The following is an 18,871-nucleotide window of genomic DNA, read 5'->3' on the forward strand; positions in this document are numbered from 1 at the left end:
CGGTGTGGGCGTGCGCACCGGGAATCGCTCTCGTGCGTTCCCCGGAGTGTGCTCGGGAGTGCAGTCGTCGTGTCGGTTCACGACTGAGACCTTATCGAATCGGGAATGCCGCTTCCAGCATCCACTCGATGGAATTCTGATTTTCGGGAGGCACGATTGCGGGCAAGAGAATCTCCCACATTTCCCGTACGCGTCGACGGAGGTCGGCACGTTCGGTGAAGACATCAGAAACCATCTGGACCCCCGTGAAAGCGGGAATGATGAAGTGCGCCAGCTTCTCGGCGTCGGTGCCTGCGCGGAGTTCGCCGGCCTCCGTGGCGGCCAGAGTCAGTGCCTCGAAGGTCGCAAGCCAATCTTCGTATGGTCGCGCCATCGACCGATCGAAAGTCGAGGTTTCGGTTGTGAGGCGGATGCCGGCACGGACGATGGGGTCGGTGGTCAATCGTCCGGCCAGATCGCTGCAGAGCCTGAGCATCGACTCAAGCGGCCCGGTTGTCGTGTCGAGTATCGCCGTCGCGGCAGCTGTCGCGATCTCGTGTTCCGCTTCGATCACGGCGAGGGCGACGTGCTCCTTGGACTGGAAATGAAAGTACAGCGCGCCCTTGGTCACTCCGGCGGCGGCCGTGATGTCCGAGAGCGTGGCCCCGCCGAAACCCTGGCGATAGAAGACGTCCGCAGCCCCCGCGATAATCTTCTCGCGAGTGAGTACGGCGCGCTCTTGTTTCACGGTCATGGTGCGCCTCCTGGCGATTCCGCATCGAACATGGACCCGACGGCACCTCTGCATCCCCGTCCGGCACCCTCACTCCGGCTCGATCAGCGCCTCTGGGTTGGGTTCCGATCTGAGCGCCGACCGAATCATCAGGACACCGATGGCCAACAACACCGAAATACCGAGAATCGGCCCCACTGCGTAGCCGAGCCAGAAGAGCGGCACGAATACGCAACCGGCGATGACGAGTGCTGTTGAAATGTCCACCAGCTGCGCGCGAGTTGATTGTTTCAAACTTCCCCCCAGATGTTTTTTCGGTGAGCGCGGCACCGGCCGAACGCGAGTTCGACTCCGTGCTCACCGACCCCCGACGGCACAGACGCCGGCGATGCGCCTTTCAGCGAACGCCGATGCCATCCAATAAAAAACCGGTTTCCCCGTTTGTTTGGTTCCCCTCGATGAGTGTATGCCATTGTGCGCAGCGACAGGGTGGTCTCACTCAAGAAAAGTGGCGACGTGGGCGAGGAACCGGGCGGCCTCAGGTACCGATGCAGGTGGCCTTACTGGTTACGCGACGCGGTCGCGGGTGATGTCGTTCCCAGCCGCATCGACGAGAAAGCGAACATCATCGCGATCAAGATGTTCGTGACCAGTGGAACCATCAGGCCCCCCGATTCCGGCCGACTGACAAAAGCGACAAGCACGTAGATCGCCCGGGAACCGAACAGGAGTGCAAACACGACACCGGATGTCCGGTGCGCCGTCATCTTCCACCACGGGCGCCTCTGTTCGACCGGTTCGTCCTCGGCGCGAAAGGTTCTCGCAGCAAAGACGACCAGGACCAGCGCAAGGACGGCTGCCGCGACGGACGCAACAGGCAGCGGGAGACCGATCGTCAGGGCCGACCCGAGAATGACGAGAACGCCACCGCTCGTCACGTAGGCGATCTTCGTTGACGTGCTCGTGATTCGAATTGCCATGGACATCCCCCTCGATGAAAAGACTGACTGGCGTAGACCTGGCTACCGCACCTGCCGGACCCACCCCTGCGACCGATCAGGACGCGGTGCGTGGTGGCGCTTCTTGCACACCCGCGTGTCCGTGTTCCTGATTATGCCGCAGTGCGCTCAGCAGCCGATCACGGGACAGCGATCCGCGAGGCCCGGCCCGCGCGCGCCCGTCCGATCACCTTGTCCACTTCCACGAGCAGGAAGATGACGGCGGAAAGTCCCAGCGTGTACGCCCATTCGCGAACCCCGATCGGCGTCGAGCTGAACCAGAGGTTCATGAATGGCGTGCAGAGGGTGAGGCTCGACGCCCGGAGGCACCGGGAAGTGAACAGGAACGCGAGCCGGCTGAAGGTGGGCGTGGTCGCGGCCGTGGTCTGCGCTTCCGCGGTGGTGGACCCGATTCCCTGCTCGAGGAAGAACACCCCGACGGTCGCGGCCGTGATCAGGTTGACCCACAGGATCTGCGTCGGTTGGAGCGGCAGCGCGAATCCGAACAGCACGGCGAGCAGGAGCACCAGGGACTCGGCTGCGGTCGTGGGCAGAATGAAGACGATGGATTTCTGCAGGTTGTCGCGGATACGACGGCCTTCGTGAACTGCACTCTGGATGCTGGCGAAGTTGTCGTCGGCGAGCACGATGCCTGCCGCTTCCTTCGTCGCTTCGTGCCCTTGATCCCCCTTGCCAGTCCGACGTCCGCTCGACGAAGCGCGGGCGCGTCGTCGACCCCGTCGCCGGTCATCGCGACCTCCTCCCGGTGTGGCTGGAGGGCCTTGGGGAGAAGTTGTCCACAGAAATCTTCTTTGACCGGGTATTCCACAGGTGGCTTGTGGGGTGGCGGATGCCCCGGGAATGTCGGTGGTGGTCCGTAGAGTGACCGGCATGACAGCTGAAGAACCCTCAACTATTCGTTCGGAAAGCACGGCGGAACCCCCGCCCGGGATCCCTCCCGACTCGTACCTCAACCCCCGGCATCTCAGCCTGGTGGAGCCGTCCCTGCCCGAGGTGTATGACGCGATCCGGGAGGCGGACCGGGAGATGAACCGGGCCGCCGCGAAGCGGGCGGCCGCGATCTATGCGGCGCAACGGGTGCTCGCCGATGTCGGCCGGGCCCGGGCGGAGGCCGCAGAACGCGCCGGCGGGCCGCGAATGCCGTGGTCTCCGGAAGAAGCCACGAAAGAGGAATTCACCTGCGAGGTCAGCGCCCTGCTGCGGCTCCCGCGCCGGACGGCGGAGACCCTGATCGAAGCCAGCCGCACCCTCGCGGAGGAGCTCCCCGTGACCCGGGAGGCCCTGGCCTCCGGGGCGATCAGTTACCGGCACGCCCAGGTGATCATGGAGCAGGCCTGGGGTATCCGGGTCGATGATGACCCGGAAGCGGCCGCCCGGGCCCGGGCCGTGTTCGAGGAGGTCCTCGTGCCCGACGCGGAAGTGCTGACCGTGGCGAAGCTCGCCGACCGGGCCCGAAGGGTGCGGGAACGCACCCACCCGGAAACCATCACCGCGAGGCACCAGAAAAGCGTCGAAGACCGGCTCGTGGTGTTCCACGCCCTCAACGACGGAATGGCCTCCCTGTACCTGACCGGGGACGCGGAGAAGGTGCAGGCCGCGTACCACCGCACCCTCGACACCGCGCTGACCCTGCAGGGCCCGGACGAGGTCCGCACCCTGACCCAGCTGGCGGCGGACGTGCTCACCGACGTCCTGATCGGCGGGGTCACCCCGGACGGACTCGGTGCCGGGGTGGCCGCGCAGGTCAACGTCACCGTCCCCGTGCTGACCCTGCTCGGGAAGAGCGAGGAACCCGGGTATCTGGCCGGGTACGGACCCATCGAACCCGACACCGCGAGGCGTCTCGCGGCCGGGGCGCCGAGCTTCACCCGGCTCCTCACCCACCCGGAAACCGGCGTCGTGCTCTCCATGGGACGCGACACCTACAAACCACCCGCCGCGCTCAAGAAATGGCTGGAGGTGCGGGATGAAACCTGCACCTTCCCGGGCTGCCGGCGCTCCGCCAAACGGTCCGACCTCGACCACAGTGTGGAGTGGCAGCACGGCGGGGAGACCGACGCGATGAACCTCGCCCACCTCTGCCCGCATCACCACGCGGTGAAGAGCTACACACGGTGGTCGCCCAGGCACCTCGGCGACGGCCGCATCGAATGGACCTCCCCGGCCGGGTACAACTACATCGTCGAACCCTCCGCCGACATGAGACCACCCCGGAAACCCAAACCCGAACCGAAACCACCGGCCCCGATCGTTGACGTCTGGAACCTCGACCCCACACCCGACGACCCCGACGACCCGACACCGTTCTAGAACGCAGGGCGTTGCCCGGCAGGAAGTATTGCTCGTGGCGTGCGGTCGTGAGCCTCAAAGTCATGGTCGAATCTGGCGGACCTGCACATGTCGCAGACATGGCTGAATCTCAATGCAACAAAAAAGGGGCTCTCCTGACGTTACCGTGGGTGGTTTCCGAGCGCCTTAACGAGTGCACGCCGCTCTCCGTCTAGGTTTCTAACTGACAAAGGCAAGAAACACAGGGACGAGAAAACGGCGTGCAAAACTCAACACTATGGCGGACTCTGCTCGGAGTCGACAAAACCATCGTCGAAGCGGTCGATCTCGACGCGGATACGGGCATGCTGGTCGCGTCGGTGCGCCCAACGGCATCGATGCGGAACCGGTGCGGGGCCTGCCGGAAGCGCTGCCCGCGCTACGACGCCGGTGACGGGCGGCGCCGCTGGCGATCCCTGGACGCCGGCTCGGTGCAAATCCACTTAGAAGCTGCGGCGCCGCGGGTGAGCTGCCGGGTGCATGGCGTGACGGTCGCCGCCGTGCCGTGGGCCCGGCATCAGAGCGGGCACACTTTGTTCTTCGATGACCAGGTCGCGTGGCTGGCCACGCAAACATCCAAGTCCGCCATCACCGTGCTGATGCGCATCGCGTGGCGCACCGTGGGCGCGATCATCACCCGGGTTTGGGCAGATACGGAGAAGCAGTTCGACCAGTTCGCGGGCCTCACCCGGATCGGGATTGACGAGATCAGTTACAAGCGCGGCCACAAGTACTTGACCTGCGTCGTGGACCACGATTCTGGCCGTCTCGTCTGGGCGGCACCAGGCCAGGACAAGGCCACCCTCGAGACGTTTTTTGATGCGTTGGGGCCGGAGCGTTCGGCACTGATCACGCATGTTTCCGCGGACGGTGCGGCCTGGATCGCCAGTGTTGTCGCGGAACGAGCGCCGAACGCTGTTCGCTGCGCTGATCCGTTCCACGTCGTGAAATGGGCCACCGAGGCCCTCGATGAAGTCCGCCGGGGCGCGTGGAACGAGGCCCGCAAAGCCGCCCGGCACAACGATGCCCGACGCACTCGCGGCCGGCCCCCAGCCGACGCCCCGGCACGCCCAGACAGCGCCCGGGCGACGGGCATCAAGAACTGCCGATACGCGCTTTGGAAGAACCCGGAAAACCTGACCGAGAAGCAACAAACGAAGCTCGCCTGGATCGTGCAGACCGACCCCCGGCTGGCTCGGGCGTACTACCTGAAGGAAGGCCTCCGTGTGATCTTCAAACTGCCTCTCGAGGAAGCGACCGAAGCTCTCGACAAATGGGTTGGTTGGGCTCGCCGCTGCCGCATCCCGTCCTTCGTGAAACTGCAGAAGAGCATCGTGAAACACCGCACCGCGATCCTGGCCTCCATCGAGCACAGCCTCTCCAACGGCCGCGTCGAATCCATGAACACCAAGATCCGCCTCATGACCCGCATCGCGTTCGGCTTCAAATCACCCGAGGCCCTCATCGCCCTCGCAATGCTCAGCCTCGGCGGGCACAAACCCGTGCTTCCCGGCCGGGACTAACCCACGGAAGAGTCAGGAGAGCCAAAAAAGGGCCCCGTTCGTGAGAACGGAACCCTTCGCTGATCTGGCTTTACTGGTGCACCCCCCGGGACTTGAACCCGGAACCCACTGATTCCGAATTCTCGCGAGGCCATTACTGGGGTGCGAGGCTTTTAGAGAACGAAGTCCACATTTATTCCACACCTATGTATCGTCTGTACGAACGCTGATCGTTAGCCGAATGCGCCCAATTCGGCTGATTTTGGGAAGCTTGGCTACTTCTCTTACTGCACCGACGACCGTAAGGACCGCGCATGTACTGTCCATGCCCACACGCAGCGCAAAAGACCGTCAAGAGCATTGGTAAACCGTAGACGATCTGCTCACCGCCGCGGAACGGGGTGATGGTTCGAGTAAGCCGTCTATGGTGCCCCTGGAGGGATTCGGACCCCCAACCGTTTCCGTAGAACACAACCAAAAACGCTACCTCTCTTTTTGTGTCTCAGTTCTCCGTGCCCGCTATGCATTTCAGAGTTCAGCGCGGATAGTAGCCAGTTCCCTGTTGCGCTCGTGTCCCCGATGATCTGGGACAGAACGAGCAGGGCGTTCTTCTCACTGTCCGCCGGCACCACGTACCAGGGGCTGTCCATGGTGCTCATGACTGTCAGGCATTTCTCGTAAGCCGACAAATGCGAGTCACAATACTCCCGTTCGTGAATGTCCGAGAGAGTGAGCTTCCAGTTTTTTTTCGGGAACGTCGATGAGTTCGCGGAATCCGTTCGCCTGTTCCTCTTTCGAAAGGTTCACGAAGATCTTGACGATCATCGTCCCCTTGCGGCTCAGATGCGCCTCGAGGTCCGCAATCGAGCGATGCCGTTCTCTCCAGATGGACGACTCGTCGATGAGTTCGGCCGGGATACCCTCGCCGTGCATAATCTCCGGGTGCGCCCGCGCGACGAGAACTTCTTCGTAGTATGAGCGATTGAAGGTGCCGATCCGGCCCGCGGCGGGTCGGACGCCAGATAAAGTCGTGCTCGAGTTCCTCGCTACTGGGCTGTTTGAAGCTGGAGACCTGGCAGCCCTGGGGGTTCACCCCGTACATGACGTGTCGGATCGCTCCATTCTTTCCTGCCGCATCCATGCCCTGGAAGATCACCAACACGGACTAGTGCACCGAGGCGTAGTGCAACCGCTGCAGCTCGCTCAGCTTTTTGATACGCCGAGGCAAGACCTGTTTATACGTTGTGTCGGCCCCGAGACATCCCCAACATCCGTTGCGCGCTTGGCGAGGTCCGCATTCTTTCCTGCTTCGACGCGGAAGCCACTTGTTTTTATCTTCATGACTGGCCCTTCGTTTCTCGCGATGCGGCGCCTTCTGTGCTCGGATCCGTGGAGGCGACTTGGGGTTCCGGTGCGTCGGACAAGTGTGCGGCCGACTGTGTGAGCGCACGGCCCGCCGTGCCTTTCTTCCCTGCGGGGTCGAGGATGCGATAGGCGAGTAGTTTGATGCGGTCGTTGACAAGCGCCCAGGCGATCGCGTAGCCCCACACGAAGGCGGCCCAGCCCCAGCCGAGCGGAGTCATGAAGAGCCCGTAAACGGCAATGAGGGTCGCGACGGCCTGGGTTCCCAGGACCGCCACCCACAGTATGCGGGCCGGTCGGATCGACCAGAACGGGCCGCGGGTGCGGGTCAGGAAGATGGTGAGATGCCCTGCCACCGAAAGCTTCAGGTACATCAGGGTTTGGATATGGTCGCGATCGAGGTGGAAGACATTGTCGGCCAGATAGAAGAGTCCGAAGGCGGCGATAACGCCGGCAACTCCAAGCACGGTCGATATGCCCAGCACCAGACGCATGTTCCACGCCTCTGGAGCCTTCCGATACTTCACGTTGTCGTAGGCGATCGACAGGATTGCCCCGTCGTTCAGAATGGCGAGCATCACGATCATGATCGCGGTGACGGGGTAGAAGTTGAAGACCAGGATCGACACCGTCATGAACAGCAGGACACGCAAGGTCTCTGCGATGCGGTAGATGGCGTAGGAGTTCATCCGCTGGAAGATCCGGCGGCTCTCCTCGATTGCCTTGATGATCACGGACAGACCAGGGGTGAGCAGAACGATGGCGGCGGCGGCCCTGGCGGCGTCAGTCGCTCCCGAGACTGCGATCCCGCAGTCCGCCTTCTTCAGTGCGGGCGCGTCATTGACGCCGTCTCCCGTCATCCCGACAATGTGACCGCGCTTCTGCAGCACGTCGACGATGTGGTATTTGTGCTCGGGGAAGACCTGGGCGAACCCATCAGCTGTTTCGATGGATTCCCCGACCGCCGCTGTCTCCTTCTTCTTCACGTCGCCCAGGCCGGACGCGTCAAGAATATTCGTGCCAAGACCGACCTTGGCGGCGGTCTCCTTCGCGATCGCGATCGCGTCACCGGTGACCATCTTCACCGTCACACCCATCTCCTTCGCTGTGGCGATGGTGGATGCGGCGTCCTCGCGAGGCGGGTCAAAGAGCGGGAGGACACCCAGGAACTGCCACGTTCCCTGTCCTTCTGCGCGGGCCACACCCAGAGACCGGAAGCCGCGTGCGGCGAAGTCATTCACAGCGGTGTCAATGGCGGAGGTGATGTCCGCGGAATTGTCGGCAAGAGCGAGGATGACCTGGGGCGCGCCCTTGGTGACTCTGAACGTCCTACCCCGGTCGTCGGTGACGGTGGCTTCGGTGCGTTTGTGAACCGGATCGAAGGGTTGGTAATGCGTGACCGTGTAGGCATCCATCGCGGTCTTCTCCGGGAGACCGCCGAGGACGGCGAGGTCGATGGGGTCATCGTTTTCCGCGCGGGAAGCCAACGCACCCGCGAGCACAATATCCGCGGCCGAAACACCGTCAAGGCTGAACGGGTCGCCCAGGGTCAGCGCGTTGCGGGTGAGAGTGCCCGTCTTATCCGCGCACAGGATGTCTACGCCGGCGAGTTCCTCGATCGCCACCAATTTGCTGACGATGGCCTTTTCCCGGGCCAGCAGCCGCGCGCCGACCGCCATGGTGACCGACAGCACGGTCGGCATCGCGACGGGGATAGCCGCAACCGTGAGCACGAGCGCGAATTGCAGTGTCGTCAGGATCGGGTCGCCCCGCAGAGTCGACACCACCACGATCACGGTCACCAACGCGAGGGCGAGGAGGATGAGATAGTTGCCGATCTTCAGAACGGCCTTCTGGAAGTGGCTGACGGTATGGGCATCCTGCACCAGACCGGCCGTCTTACCGAAGCTGGTATGGGCACCGGTCGCATAGACCATGGCGCCGATCTCGCCGCGGCGCACGATCGAACCCGAGAACACCGCATCCCCGGCCGCGCACGTCACGGGCAGTGACTCGCCGGTCAGCGCAGACTGGTCAACCTCGATCTCGTCGCCCTCCAGCAGTCGGGCATCCGCGGGAACGATATCCCCCAGCCGCAGCCGGATCACGTCTCCCGGCACCAGCTCACTGGCGGCGGGCGTGACCCAGGTACCGTCACGTCGAACCCGGGCATTCATAGCGAGCGTGTCCTTCAGGGCGGCGATGGCGTTTCCGGCCTGGCGCTCCTCGAAGAACCCGACCAAAGCGTTCGCCATGAGAAGCACCAGGATAATGAAGAAGTCGGGCCAGTGCCCGACCACTCCGGACAGAACCACGGCCACTTCGATCATCCACGGAATCGGGCCCCAGAAGTAGGAAAGAAACTTCAGAAGCGGGTTCGTCGTATGCTCGGCGATCTCATTCGGACCGTACTTTGCCAGGCGTGTGTCGGCCTCTGACTGGGTCAGCCCGTCCGGTGAGCTGCCGAGCCGCTTCTGGACCTCAGCCATCGGGAGCGACTTCAGGTCGTGTGCCGGGTCGGGCTTTAACGTCGCCGAATCGGCCGCAGCGTTCGTGGTCTTGTCCGTGCTCATTCCCGGGCTCGCGTCCTCATCATGCTCCAATTCCCTGAGTTGACCACCTGCGACGCACGCCGTGTACGTGAATCGCGTTCGGTGCCGAGGCCGGAATAAACCGGCTGTACGCCTCCGCGAATGATGCCTTAATGCAAGTGTTGCACAAAAACAAGGTTTTAGCCGGTGCAATGAATTTCGGTATGGTGGCTTAACTGGGAGAATCACCCGGCGCCGGCAAGAGCCCCGGCTCGTCAGCCGGTGCAATCGGCTCCGTGAACCTCTCGAGTGTCGTGTGGCGAAGGTTGTACTCGCGCTTCAGCTCATTCCAGCGCCGGACCGAGACCTCGGCAGCGGGCGAGACCTCGGCGGGTTCACCGGACTGTGGCACTTTGGACATGCTGGTGGATTCGTGCGTTGCATCGGCCATGGATTCCCTCGGTCTCAAACGGGTCATGAACTGCTCGCTACTGAGCCTGGTTCACTGGATGAGCGACCGAGACATAAACGCGTTCACATCGAGAGTGCACACATGACCCATCACAATCGGTGGACGGGATCGCTCCTTCATGCTACATCTGCGGTTCGGAAATCGGCCAGCGAGACGAGCGATACGGCCGATCGGCAGTGTTTCCATGCATCAAGGATGCAGCGACATCCGGTGACCTACAATTCGCCGCGACGGAGGAAACCGCGAAGGAGGAGAGTGGATTCATGAGTGCAATCGAGAATTCCAAACTGGCCATCATCGGAGCGGGCACCGTCGGTACCTCGCTCGCTTACGCGGCGCTGATCCGGCAATCAGCCCGCGAGGTGGTGCTCTACGACATCAACAAGCCCAAGGTCGAAGCCGAAGTACTCGACCTCGCCCACGGCACGCAGTTCACCGGCGCCTCCTGCGTGTCCGGCGGGGCGGACCTCGACGCGATCGCGGGCTCGAACATGGTCGTGATCACCGCAGGAGCCAGGCAGCACCCCGGGCAATCGCGTCTCGATATGTCCGCTGTCAACGTCGGCATCCTGCGTGAGTTGATGCCCACACTCGTCGAACGAGCGCCGGACGCCGTGTTCATGATCGTGACCAATCCGTGCGACATCGTCACTTACGCGGCCCTTCATTTCAGCGGGCTCCCGTCGGCACGGGTTTTTGGCTCAGGCACCGTCCTCGACTCCTCGAGGCTTCGCTTGCTGCTCGCGCACCGCGTCGGCGTCGCGATTGCCAACGTACATGCCGACATCATCGGCGAACACGGCGACTCGGAATTCCCGCTCTGGTCTCAGGCTCGCGTCGGTCCGATCTCCCTCTCCGAATGGGTCAAGGACGACATCTCGCCGGCATCCGACGACCGGGCGAAGTTCTCTGAGGCCGAGTTCGCGGCCATCACCAAGGACGTCAAGACCGCCGCATACCGGGTAATCGCAGGCAAGGGCGCTACGAACTATGCGATCGGACTCTCCGGCGCCCGGATCGTGGAGGCCGTGCTGCGAGACGAGGGCGCCATACTTCCGATCAGTTCCTTGCTCACCGACTATCGCGGCATAAGCCGGGTTGCGCTCTCTGTTCCGGCGGTCGTCAATGCCGGCGGCGTGTCCCGGGTGATCGAGGTGCCGTTCTCCGACGCGGAGCAGAAGCTCTTCCAGCACTCGGCTCATACCCTGCGCGCGACCCTCGACACCCTCAGACTGCCCTAAGGCCGCCGTCAACGCGCCTGCGGCGATGCTCAGGCGACCAGACCAGAACAGAAGTGGCGGACAAACCGCCCTCGGCCACTCGACTCAGACGAGGATCGCTGCTCACTAGACTGAAATGGAGTCCACAACCTTTGGAGGGACTTTGAATACCGAACAAGCAGAAAGAATGAACACCGGAGTCGGCTTCGTCGCAGCGCTCGATCAGAGCGGCGGCAGCACGGGCGGCGCACTGAAGCTCTATGGAATAGACCCGTCGTCCTACAGTACCGACGAGCAGATGTTCGACCTGATGCATCAGATGCGCGCCCGCGTGATGACCGCAGAAAGCTTCACCTCCGACCGCATTCTCGCGACGATCCTCTTCGAGCAGACCATGGACCGCACCGTTGGCAGCCAGCTGACGGGTGATTACCTCACCGCCAAGGGCATCGTGCCGTTTGTCAAGGTCGACCAGGGCCTCGCTGTCGAGGTAGACGGTGTCCAGTTGATGAAGCCACTCACCAAGCTGGAACCCCTCCTCGCACGTGCGGTTGAGCGCACGATGTTCGGTACGAAGATGCGTTCCGTGATCAAGGAAGCCAACCCCGCCGGAATCCAGGCGATCGTCGACCAACAGTTTTCCGTCGCAGGGCAGATTCTGGCCCACGGCCTTGTGCCGATCCTAGAACCCGAAGTCGACGTGAACGCTCCCGACAAGGCCGAGGCCGAAAACTTCCTCAAAGCCGATGCCCTGGCAGCCCTCGACGGGCTCTCCACCGACCAGCCGGTGATCCTCAAGCTGTCGATCCCGACGGTAGCCGGTTTCTACTCCGACCTGATTTACCATCCGATGGTGCTTCGAGTGGTGGCGCTTTCTGGTGGCTACAGTCAGACGAAGGCGTGCCGCTTGCTGGCCGAGAATCTCGGTCTGAGCGCCAGCTTTAGCCGCGCTCTGCTCGAAGGCCTCACCGCCCAACAATCGGACGCCGACTTCGACGCCGTGCTGGCCGCCTCTGTCGAGCGGATCTACGCGGCGTCCACGACCTGAACCACATCCGAGATCGACGCGGGTGGCAACGCCATCGATCCTGACAGGGCCTGACTGGACCTGCCACTCCGCCTCCCGAATGAAAGCGAACCAACAGCCAACGCAAGACAAGGCGGCACACCGCCGGAACGGATAGGGAAAATGACAGATGCGCACTTCGACAAGCTGGTCAGGCTACAGGACAGTGACGAAACCGTCGCCGAGCGAGAAGATGACATTCGAGGTCGGCGAGTGTTCGACAAAGACCACCAACCCCTCGGGAAAATCGACGCGCTGCTCCTGGATGAAAAAGAGAACAAGATTCGATTCCTTGAAGTGGCCTCCGGCGGCTTCCTGGGACTTGGAGAAGCCAAATCATTCATCCCGATAGATGCGATCACGAAAATCACCCAGGACGAAGTCCACATCAGCCAGTCCGCCGAGCACATCGCCGGTGCCCCCACGTACGACCCAGAACTCGTGAACCAAAAGGAATTCTACGAAAATACCTACGGTTACTACGGAGTCATGCCGTTCTGGAGCCCCGGCTACTCACTTCCGACGTACCCAGGTGAGGACCCACTCGCCGGCAAGTGGTATCGCTGACCATCGTTCGACAATGCATTCCTGAACACAGCCAGAGGACACCTCCGCGATTCCCCGTCCCCCAAGCACGCACAGGATCGCTTCACGCCTCGAAGCGTCGCTGAACGTCGGAGTAGGACTCCGCCCCGGCGAGGAAGCCGAGGGTGCCAGAGTAGAGCAACCTCGGGCTGCCAGCGGTCAACGCTCTGATCAAGCCGTAAGGACGTTTGCGTCGGCGTGGCTTGAGTTAGGGCGAGGACCTCGCTTTAACACGCCGTCAAACCCCGACTGTCGACGATTCAGTCGACTACGCCCTAGAGACTCAAACCCCGCCTGTTTACTCACAGGTCGCGGACGAAGCAACAGTGGTCCATGAACTCGGGCACCAATGGTTCGGCGATTCGGTGACGCCCTCTGGCTGGAAGGATATCTGGCTGAATGAAGGCTGGCCACCTACATCGAATGGCTGTGCGCTCAGCATCAAGGCACCGCAACGATTCCTGCGCAGTTTGCCGACGCGATGCCATACCTGGAGGCAAACAACGGCTGGACGCCCAACATCGCAGACCCAGGTGTCGACGCTCGTTGAATAGTAGGCCGTTGGTGCTCTTCGAAAAGTAGGCCACCGTGGTTCATCTATTCTACGGTGTTTTCGGGTCTGGCGGAAGGCAGGGTGGTGATTCCGCTGTCCTTGAGCCGGTAGCTGGCGCCTTTGAGTGAGATGACGTCGGCGTGGTGAACGATGCGGTCGATCATGGCCGCGGCCACGACCTGGTCGCCGAAGACGTCGCCCCAGCGAACTGAGGTTCCCATACGTTCGTTCCGACTCTGAGTGCCGCATCCCCTGTGGGGAGTAGGTCGAGCGTGGTCGGCGTGGCGAGGTGCGATTTGCTCGATCGAGGAGTGAAATATGAGGCAGCGCCTCAGAAATCGAGGCGGGCGGGAGGTATGCAGTGACGCCGCGACCCCGGCTGCGCGTGGTGAGCGACAATTCTCCAGGCGCGCAACTGGCCGATGCCATGGAGCCGATGGAATTCCAGCGGCAGTGCGTGGACGGTTTCGTCGCGAGCCAAGTGGCCCGCGGATTCAGCGCCCTCACCATCGACAACGGCACGGGCGTGCTTGAGCGTTTCCTCGCTTTGGCGGAGAAGCCCGCATGGGAGCTGACCGCCTTCGACGTCGACGCGGTCGTCGCCGCGCTTATCGAACGCGGCGTGGGACCCGTCACGCGCAGGGACTACGTCAGCACGTTCAGACACTACTTCCAGTTTCTGCAAGCCCGGCACTTCGCCGACGTTGAGGCTCGCTTCGGTATCCGTTTGGCCGACCCGATCGACGTGTTCCATGCTGGGCATCACGTAACCAGCGAGTCGCCCGCGACCCGCCCGCCCCCATCGCCCGAGCGCATGGATGACTTCTTCGCGTTCCTGAAGGCTCGAATGGAGCAGTCGCGAAAATGGGCTCCGATCGCTCGGGACTACGCACTCTTCCGGACGCTCTATCACGCAGGTCTTCGCTCTGCAGAGTCCTCGACGTTGGAAATCCGCGATCTTCATTTTGACCGAGGCCCGTTCGGGAAGATTCACGTGCGTTTGGGTAAGGCGGCGAAAGGCTCCGGTCCCAGGCCACGCTGGGTGCCCATGCTGGACGATCTGGGCCTGATCCTGCATTGGTATCTCGACGAGGTCCGCCCCAAATTTCGAGGAAGCAGCCCGGCCCTGTTCTGCGACGAGGGCGGCCGATTCATGAATTCAGGATCGATCCGTAACCGGTTGGCGGCCCTGTGCAGAGCGGAGGGCCGGCCGGTCCACGAGCAGTTCAGCCCTCATAGTCTGCGGCATGCCTGCGCGACGCGCAACTACGAGCGCGGTGTCGATCTCGTCGCCATTCAGCAGATGCTGGGCCATTGGAATGTGGGCACGACGATGCGATATGTGACGCCCTCATCTACGTTCGTCGAGGACGCCTATCGTCGTGCCCTCACGACCACTCTCGCCGAAGCGACCAAGGAGGAATAGGACATGGCAGAGTTTCGCTGGCGGCTCCGGATGGCTGCCGCTCAACGAGAAGTGTGGACCGGTGCTCAACTGCGGCGCCTGTTGGTCGACAAGGCCGGTCTGGAACTCTCATCCGCGTCGATCTCCGCCTTGATGACTCAACAGCCTTCGCAAATTAAGCTCGCAACTCTGGCCGCATTGTGCCAAGCGCTGGACTGCACCGCAAATGATCTCCTCGAACTTGATACGACCACCGACATCGGCAACGGGACTCCGCCAACTCCGGTCACGCAGGAGCCCCTCCGAGCGGCGGCCGGTCAGGAACGGTCTCGGGCCTCGCGCAATACCCCGCCACCATTCTGATGACGCTCGTCGGCAACTGCATCGACTGTGGAAGCCCCAATCTCCATGCTCGGGGTCGCTGCACCTCGTGCTATTGGAAAGCCAAACGCGAGGCCACGATGGAACCGTGCCCACGGTGTGGCCAACGGCGAGTGCTCCGTGCGGAACAGGACCTGTGCGGGATGTGCGTGCGCCGAGCTCGTCCCCGGAAAGAACCGACACCGCGAAACTGCGACCAGTGTGGCCGTCTGGCCAAACACGCAGCTCACGGACTATGCACGGCCTGCTATCAAAGGACCCACAACTCCCTGATCGACCGAACAGCCGCCGCTCTTATCCGGCTCGGGGCGAGCATTCCCAACTGGTTCGAACCCCTGGTCGACGACATCGGCGACCGATTCGTCAGCGCAGTAGCGGTGCGACACCTGCGGCAGATCGAACACCACCTAATCCAAGGAGTCTGCACTCCCGAAGCTCTGGTCCGCGCGCTGCGTTCACCCGGACGATCACCGGGCGACACCGCCCGAATCGTCAATGAGTATTTCGTCACGAATGGGCTCGGATCCTTCCTCCAAGACGAGGAAGACCGCCGGAGCGCGGGGCGCCGAGAGCGCCGCCTGGCCCGCGCCCCCATCCCCTTCCGCCCGGCCGTGGCAGCCTTCTGCGACTATCTCCTGCGATCGCGCACTCGAGCAAACCTGGTCGGCGGCCGCGGACTCAAAGACGCCACGATCGAGGCCCGACTGGCTGATGTCGCGGCCCTGGCCAACTTCCTCGAGAGACGCGGCATCAACGATTGGGCCGCCGTCACCGCCGGCGATATCGAGGAGTTCCTCGGGAGCCGCTCCCGGCATCGGCTAGCCAGCTTCCGCATGTTCTTCACCTTCGCTGGCAAACGAAAGCTCATCCTGATCAACCCGGCCCTCGGTCTGACTCGACCACGCCCAACAGGCTTCGCCGGACGAACGCTCAACAGCGCCGAACAACGCCGACTTATCCATCGGTGGATACTCACCACCATCGACCCGAGAGAGCGCGTGGTCGGACTGTTCGCTCTTCTCCACGGTATGAGCAGCCGTCAGATCCGCGCTGTTCTGGTCTCGGACATCAGCACAAAGGCAGGGACGATGGTCATCGCGGGACGGCCGTATAACGTGCCGCTGGACCCCATCACGCTCGCTGCTATCGATGCGGTGCTGACGGCGCGGCTGGCGCTGCGAACGAACAACCCGCACCTCGTCCTCACGAAAGACTCACGCGCTCACGAAACTGCAGCGTCGCCGTATTTCATGACTCATATTCTCGATCCGGCCGGCGTCACGCCAGCTGTCCTGCGTCAAACCCGTCTCGCCGATCTCGCCCACTCCCACGACCCGAGACTGGTCGCCGCGGCATTCGGCATGACAGCCGGCGGCGCACTGCACTACGTCTTCGATGCTGTCGACCGCGAGGAAGAAGTCTTCGCTTCAACCTATGAAGATTAGGTATCAACTCGCATACGTCAACTTGAACGTATGCGGCTTCGCGGGATGCAGGTTCGACGAGACCGCGATGGATCGTTTCTCGTAGGCCGCATCGACGAGTCGATAGAGGCCCTCCGCGGCGTCGGCCCCGACTTCGAGGAGCCCGATGTCATCGATCACGATCAGGTCCGAGCGCAGGATCCGGGCGACGACCCGGCCGACGGAGTCGTCGGCGCGGTGCGCGCGGACGAGAGCGCCGAGGTCCTCAAGGCGGAACCACGCGACCCTCATCCCGGCCTCGACGACTTGCTGGCCGAGGGCCTCGAGGAAGAAGGTCTTCCCAGTCCCGGAGGGCCCGCAAACGACGACGTTCTCCTTCCGGCCGATCCATTCCAACGTCCGGAGGGCCTGCTGGGTGGGGGCCGGGATCGAGGACGCCGATTCGTCCCAGGTGTCGAATGTTTTTCCTGTGGGGAACCCCGCCGCTCGCCTCCTGGTCGCGAGCATCGACCGGGACCGGCCGGTGACTTCCTCAACGAAGAGGGCCTTGATGATCTCGACGGGTTCCCAGCGTTGCGCCCGGGCGGTCGCGATCAGTTCCGGCGCCAGGGCGCGGGCGTAGGGCATCTTCAACTGCCGCATCAACGCTTCCAGGTCCGCGGGCAGCGCGGGCGCGGCGGCCTGGGTGACGCTCACGCGCTCTGCTCCAACTCGTCATCGGCGGCTTGCCCGATCGCCGCCCACCCGGCGGTGCCCTGCGCGAGCGAGCTCGTCTCGCCCGCCGTGCGTGCCTGCGGACGGATCGAGCCTGCGCTGAGGAGGGAGGCGAGGTCACCGGTCGCGAAACGACCATAAGTGGCCGCCTGCCCGAGGGCCTCATCGACCGGGGCGGTGCCGCTGATCTTCGCCAACGCGACGGCCTCGGCCATCTTCACGTTCATCCGCGCGGTCCCGGCCGCGGCCGCTTCGAGTAACCACGCGTGCGCGCCAGCCCCGATGGCCAGGAACTCCGTCTCCGCTGCGCTGCGCGGGGTGATCGTGTAGTCGCCCGGGATCTTCTCCCGATGGTCGGGGAAGTGCGCGTCGTCGATCTTCGGGCTGCCCGGCCGGGCCCGCCGGTGCCGGGCGACTTCAACGGGCCCGTCACTGCCGACGTGGACGATGACGACCTGCTCGGAGGCCCCGACCCCGTGGCTGCGGACGAACACACGGGCGCCGAGCAAGTGCGCCGGCACCGAGTACTGGCCGTTCTCGAACATGACCATCGGCGTGTTCTCCGGGACGGCTCGCGTCAGGCCCAGCGCGACGGTGTGCGCCGTGTCAGGGACCCGGTGCAACCGGGGCCGTTCCTCCTCGAGCATCACCGACGGCTTCCGCCTGGTGGCGCGGTGCTCCCGGGTGTTGACCAGGGCCATGAATGCTTCGCAGGCCGCTTCGACCTCGGCGAACGAGGCGTATTCGGGCCGCAGGTTGGTGTCTTTGGGCACGATGTCAGCCTTGGCGAGCTTCACCGAGGACTCCACCCCGCCCTTGGACGCAGGATCCGCGGGCTGACACGTCAGCACGCTCACCCCGTAGTGGCGGGCGAAGTCCACCGTCTGCGGATTCCGCACCGGCACCCCGGCAACATGGGACACGGTGACCGTTTTCTCGTTATCGGTCAGGACGTAGGTCGGCGCGCCGCCAAGGAGCCGGAACGAGCGCTCCAACGCGGCGAACACGCTCGGCGCCGTCCGGTCCCGCAACGCGATCACGATCCGAAACCGCGACCACGCCAGCCACGCGACGAACAACACCGTCTTCTTCCCATCGATGACGGGGCCGTCGCCGAAGTCATACTGCAACCACATCCCCGGCTCCGTGATCCACGGCCGGTGCACCCGCACCCGACCGAGCCGGAACGCAGCGCGGACCTGCGCGACCGCCCGCCGCGTCGACCGCTCCGAACCCGCGTAGCCCAGACCGATCAGTTTCGCGTGGGCCCGGTCCGCACGGATCTTGCCCTGCGACGCCTCCACCCATTCCTCGATCTTGGGCAGGAACGGGTCCGTGACCCGGCCCCGGTAGGCGGGCTCCGCGAGCGGCCGGCCCGCATCGCGCGCGGCGACGTGCCGGGCGACGGTGTGATGCGAGCAGCCCGTGAGCTCGGCCGCGGCACGCAACGACTCAGTCAGGTCGTAGGCAGCGAGTATTTCCATGATTTCTCCGTCAAACTTCATTCAGGGCCTCTTCCTGGGCGACTTTGATGCGACTAGACACCGTCATCAAATCCCAGGAAGGGGCTCCCGCCACGTAACCGGGCGGGGGTTCA

Annotated in this window: 17 protein-coding genes, 1 tRNA gene and 2 pseudogenes; 9 read left to right on the forward strand and 11 right to left on the reverse strand. The window is 63.5% G+C overall.

The window, feature by feature from the left end; translation table 11 throughout:
* Positions 1 to 91 precede the first annotated feature (91 nt).
* The 4 genes from RHM57_RS10160 to RHM57_RS10175 all read right to left on the reverse strand — a co-directional run bounded on the left by RHM57_RS10160 (position 92) and on the right by RHM57_RS10175 (position 2,357).
* Entirely contained in the window at positions 92 to 733 is a 642-nt protein-coding gene (locus RHM57_RS10160) for a ScbR family autoregulator-binding transcription factor (RefSeq protein ID WP_134559421.1), read from the reverse strand.
* 69 nt (positions 734 to 802) lie between these two features.
* A complete protein-coding gene (locus tag RHM57_RS10165; RefSeq protein WP_134447318.1) occupies positions 803 to 1,042 on the reverse strand; it encodes a hypothetical protein in 240 nt (79 codons plus the stop codon).
* Between the two features lie 230 nt (positions 1,043 to 1,272).
* Entirely contained in the window at positions 1,273 to 1,692 is a 420-nt protein-coding gene (locus RHM57_RS10170; protein ID WP_322187915.1) for a hypothetical protein, read from the reverse strand.
* 158 nt (positions 1,693 to 1,850) lie between these two features.
* Positions 1,851 to 2,357, reverse strand: coding sequence for a hypothetical protein (locus RHM57_RS10175; RefSeq protein WP_322187917.1), 507 nt, complete (start codon positions 2,355 to 2,357; stop codon positions 1,851 to 1,853).
* 244 nt (positions 2,358 to 2,601) lie between these two features.
* Between RHM57_RS10175 and RHM57_RS10180 the strand changes: the two genes are divergently transcribed.
* Positions 2,602 to 4,041 carry an HNH endonuclease signature motif containing protein gene (locus tag RHM57_RS10180; RefSeq protein WP_322187919.1) on the forward strand — a complete coding sequence of 480 codons (1,440 nt, stop codon included), beginning with the start codon at positions 2,602 to 2,604 and terminating at the stop codon, positions 4,039 to 4,041.
* Between the two features lie 239 nt (positions 4,042 to 4,280).
* Complete coding sequence (locus RHM57_RS10185; protein WP_322135197.1) at positions 4,281 to 5,582, forward strand: ISL3 family transposase; 1,302 nt, start codon at positions 4,281 to 4,283, stop codon at positions 5,580 to 5,582.
* A gap of 74 nt (positions 5,583 to 5,656) precedes the next feature.
* Here RHM57_RS10185 and RHM57_RS10190 read toward each other — a convergent pair.
* The 4 genes and pseudogenes from RHM57_RS10190 to RHM57_RS10200 form a co-directional block, all read right to left on the reverse strand.
* Positions 5,657 to 5,727, reverse strand: a tRNA-OTHER gene (locus RHM57_RS10190).
* 256 nt (positions 5,728 to 5,983) lie between these two features.
* On the reverse strand, positions 5,984 to 6,250 hold the full coding sequence (locus RHM57_RS19575) for a hypothetical protein (protein ID WP_369125166.1): 267 nt from the start codon (positions 6,248 to 6,250) through the stop codon (positions 5,984 to 5,986).
* A 7-nt stretch (positions 6,251 to 6,257) separates the two neighbouring features.
* Positions 6,258 to 6,702, reverse strand: a pseudogene (locus RHM57_RS19580) (hypothetical protein).
* A 196-nt stretch (positions 6,703 to 6,898) separates the two neighbouring features.
* Complete coding sequence (locus tag RHM57_RS10200) at positions 6,899 to 9,496, reverse strand: plasma-membrane proton-efflux P-type ATPase (RefSeq protein ID WP_322187921.1); 2,598 nt, start codon at positions 9,494 to 9,496, stop codon at positions 6,899 to 6,901.
* A 693-nt stretch (positions 9,497 to 10,189) separates the two neighbouring features.
* On the opposite strand from RHM57_RS10200, the gene RHM57_RS10205 reads away from it, so the two are divergent.
* The 4 genes from RHM57_RS10205 to RHM57_RS10220 all read left to right on the forward strand — a co-directional run bounded on the left by RHM57_RS10205 (position 10,190) and on the right by RHM57_RS10220 (position 13,351).
* Positions 10,190 to 11,167 carry an L-lactate dehydrogenase gene (locus RHM57_RS10205; protein WP_322187923.1) on the forward strand — a complete coding sequence of 326 codons (978 nt, stop codon included), beginning with the start codon at positions 10,190 to 10,192 and terminating at the stop codon, positions 11,165 to 11,167.
* Between the two features lie 142 nt (positions 11,168 to 11,309).
* Positions 11,310 to 12,194, forward strand: coding sequence for a fructose bisphosphate aldolase (locus RHM57_RS10210; RefSeq protein ID WP_323508717.1), 885 nt, complete (start codon positions 11,310 to 11,312; stop codon positions 12,192 to 12,194).
* Positions 12,195 to 12,335: 141 nt separating this feature from the next.
* Positions 12,336 to 12,779: a PRC-barrel domain-containing protein gene (locus RHM57_RS10215; protein ID WP_322135575.1), complete on the forward strand. Its 444-nt coding sequence runs from the start codon at positions 12,336 to 12,338 to the stop codon at positions 12,777 to 12,779.
* A gap of 344 nt (positions 12,780 to 13,123) precedes the next feature.
* Positions 13,124 to 13,351 carry a M1 family aminopeptidase gene (locus RHM57_RS10220; RefSeq protein ID WP_322140258.1) on the forward strand — a complete coding sequence of 76 codons (228 nt, stop codon included), beginning with the start codon at positions 13,124 to 13,126 and terminating at the stop codon, positions 13,349 to 13,351.
* 43 nt (positions 13,352 to 13,394) lie between these two features.
* On the opposite strand, the pseudogene RHM57_RS10225 reads toward RHM57_RS10220, so the two are convergent.
* A pseudogene (locus RHM57_RS10225) lies at positions 13,395 to 13,556 on the reverse strand (ATP-binding protein); the annotation flags it as partial.
* A gap of 155 nt (positions 13,557 to 13,711) precedes the next feature.
* On the opposite strand from RHM57_RS10225, the gene RHM57_RS10230 reads away from it, so the two are divergent.
* The 3 genes from RHM57_RS10230 (at position 13,712) to RHM57_RS10240 (ending at position 16,581) form a co-directional block, all read left to right on the forward strand.
* Positions 13,712 to 14,776, forward strand: coding sequence for a tyrosine-type recombinase/integrase (locus tag RHM57_RS10230; RefSeq protein WP_322140879.1), 1,065 nt, complete (start codon positions 13,712 to 13,714; stop codon positions 14,774 to 14,776).
* Positions 14,777 to 14,779: 3 nt separating this feature from the next.
* On the forward strand, positions 14,780 to 15,118 hold the full coding sequence (locus tag RHM57_RS10235) for a helix-turn-helix transcriptional regulator (protein WP_322135572.1): 339 nt from the start codon (positions 14,780 to 14,782) through the stop codon (positions 15,116 to 15,118).
* 395 nt (positions 15,119 to 15,513) lie between these two features.
* A complete protein-coding gene (locus RHM57_RS10240) occupies positions 15,514 to 16,581 on the forward strand; it encodes a hypothetical protein (protein WP_322140880.1) in 1,068 nt (355 codons plus the stop codon).
* A 3-nt stretch (positions 16,582 to 16,584) separates the two neighbouring features.
* Here the strand turns inward: RHM57_RS10240 and RHM57_RS10245 are convergent, their stop codons facing one another.
* Positions 16,585 to 17,256, reverse strand: a complete 672-nt coding sequence (locus RHM57_RS10245) for an ATP-binding protein (protein ID WP_322140259.1) — start codon at positions 17,254 to 17,256, stop codon at positions 16,585 to 16,587.
* Positions 17,253 to 18,779 carry an IS21 family transposase gene (istA, locus tag RHM57_RS10250; RefSeq protein WP_322187929.1) on the reverse strand — a complete coding sequence of 509 codons (1,527 nt, stop codon included), beginning with the start codon at positions 18,777 to 18,779 and terminating at the stop codon, positions 17,253 to 17,255. The genes RHM57_RS10245 and istA overlap by 4 nt, the downstream gene beginning before the upstream one ends.
* Between the last annotated feature and the right edge of the window lie 92 nt (positions 18,780 to 18,871).

Source organism: Cryobacterium sp. 10S3 (assembly GCF_034344045.1).
In the GTDB taxonomy this organism is placed as follows: Bacteria; Actinomycetota; Actinomycetes; order Actinomycetales; family Microbacteriaceae; genus Cryobacterium; species Cryobacterium glucosi.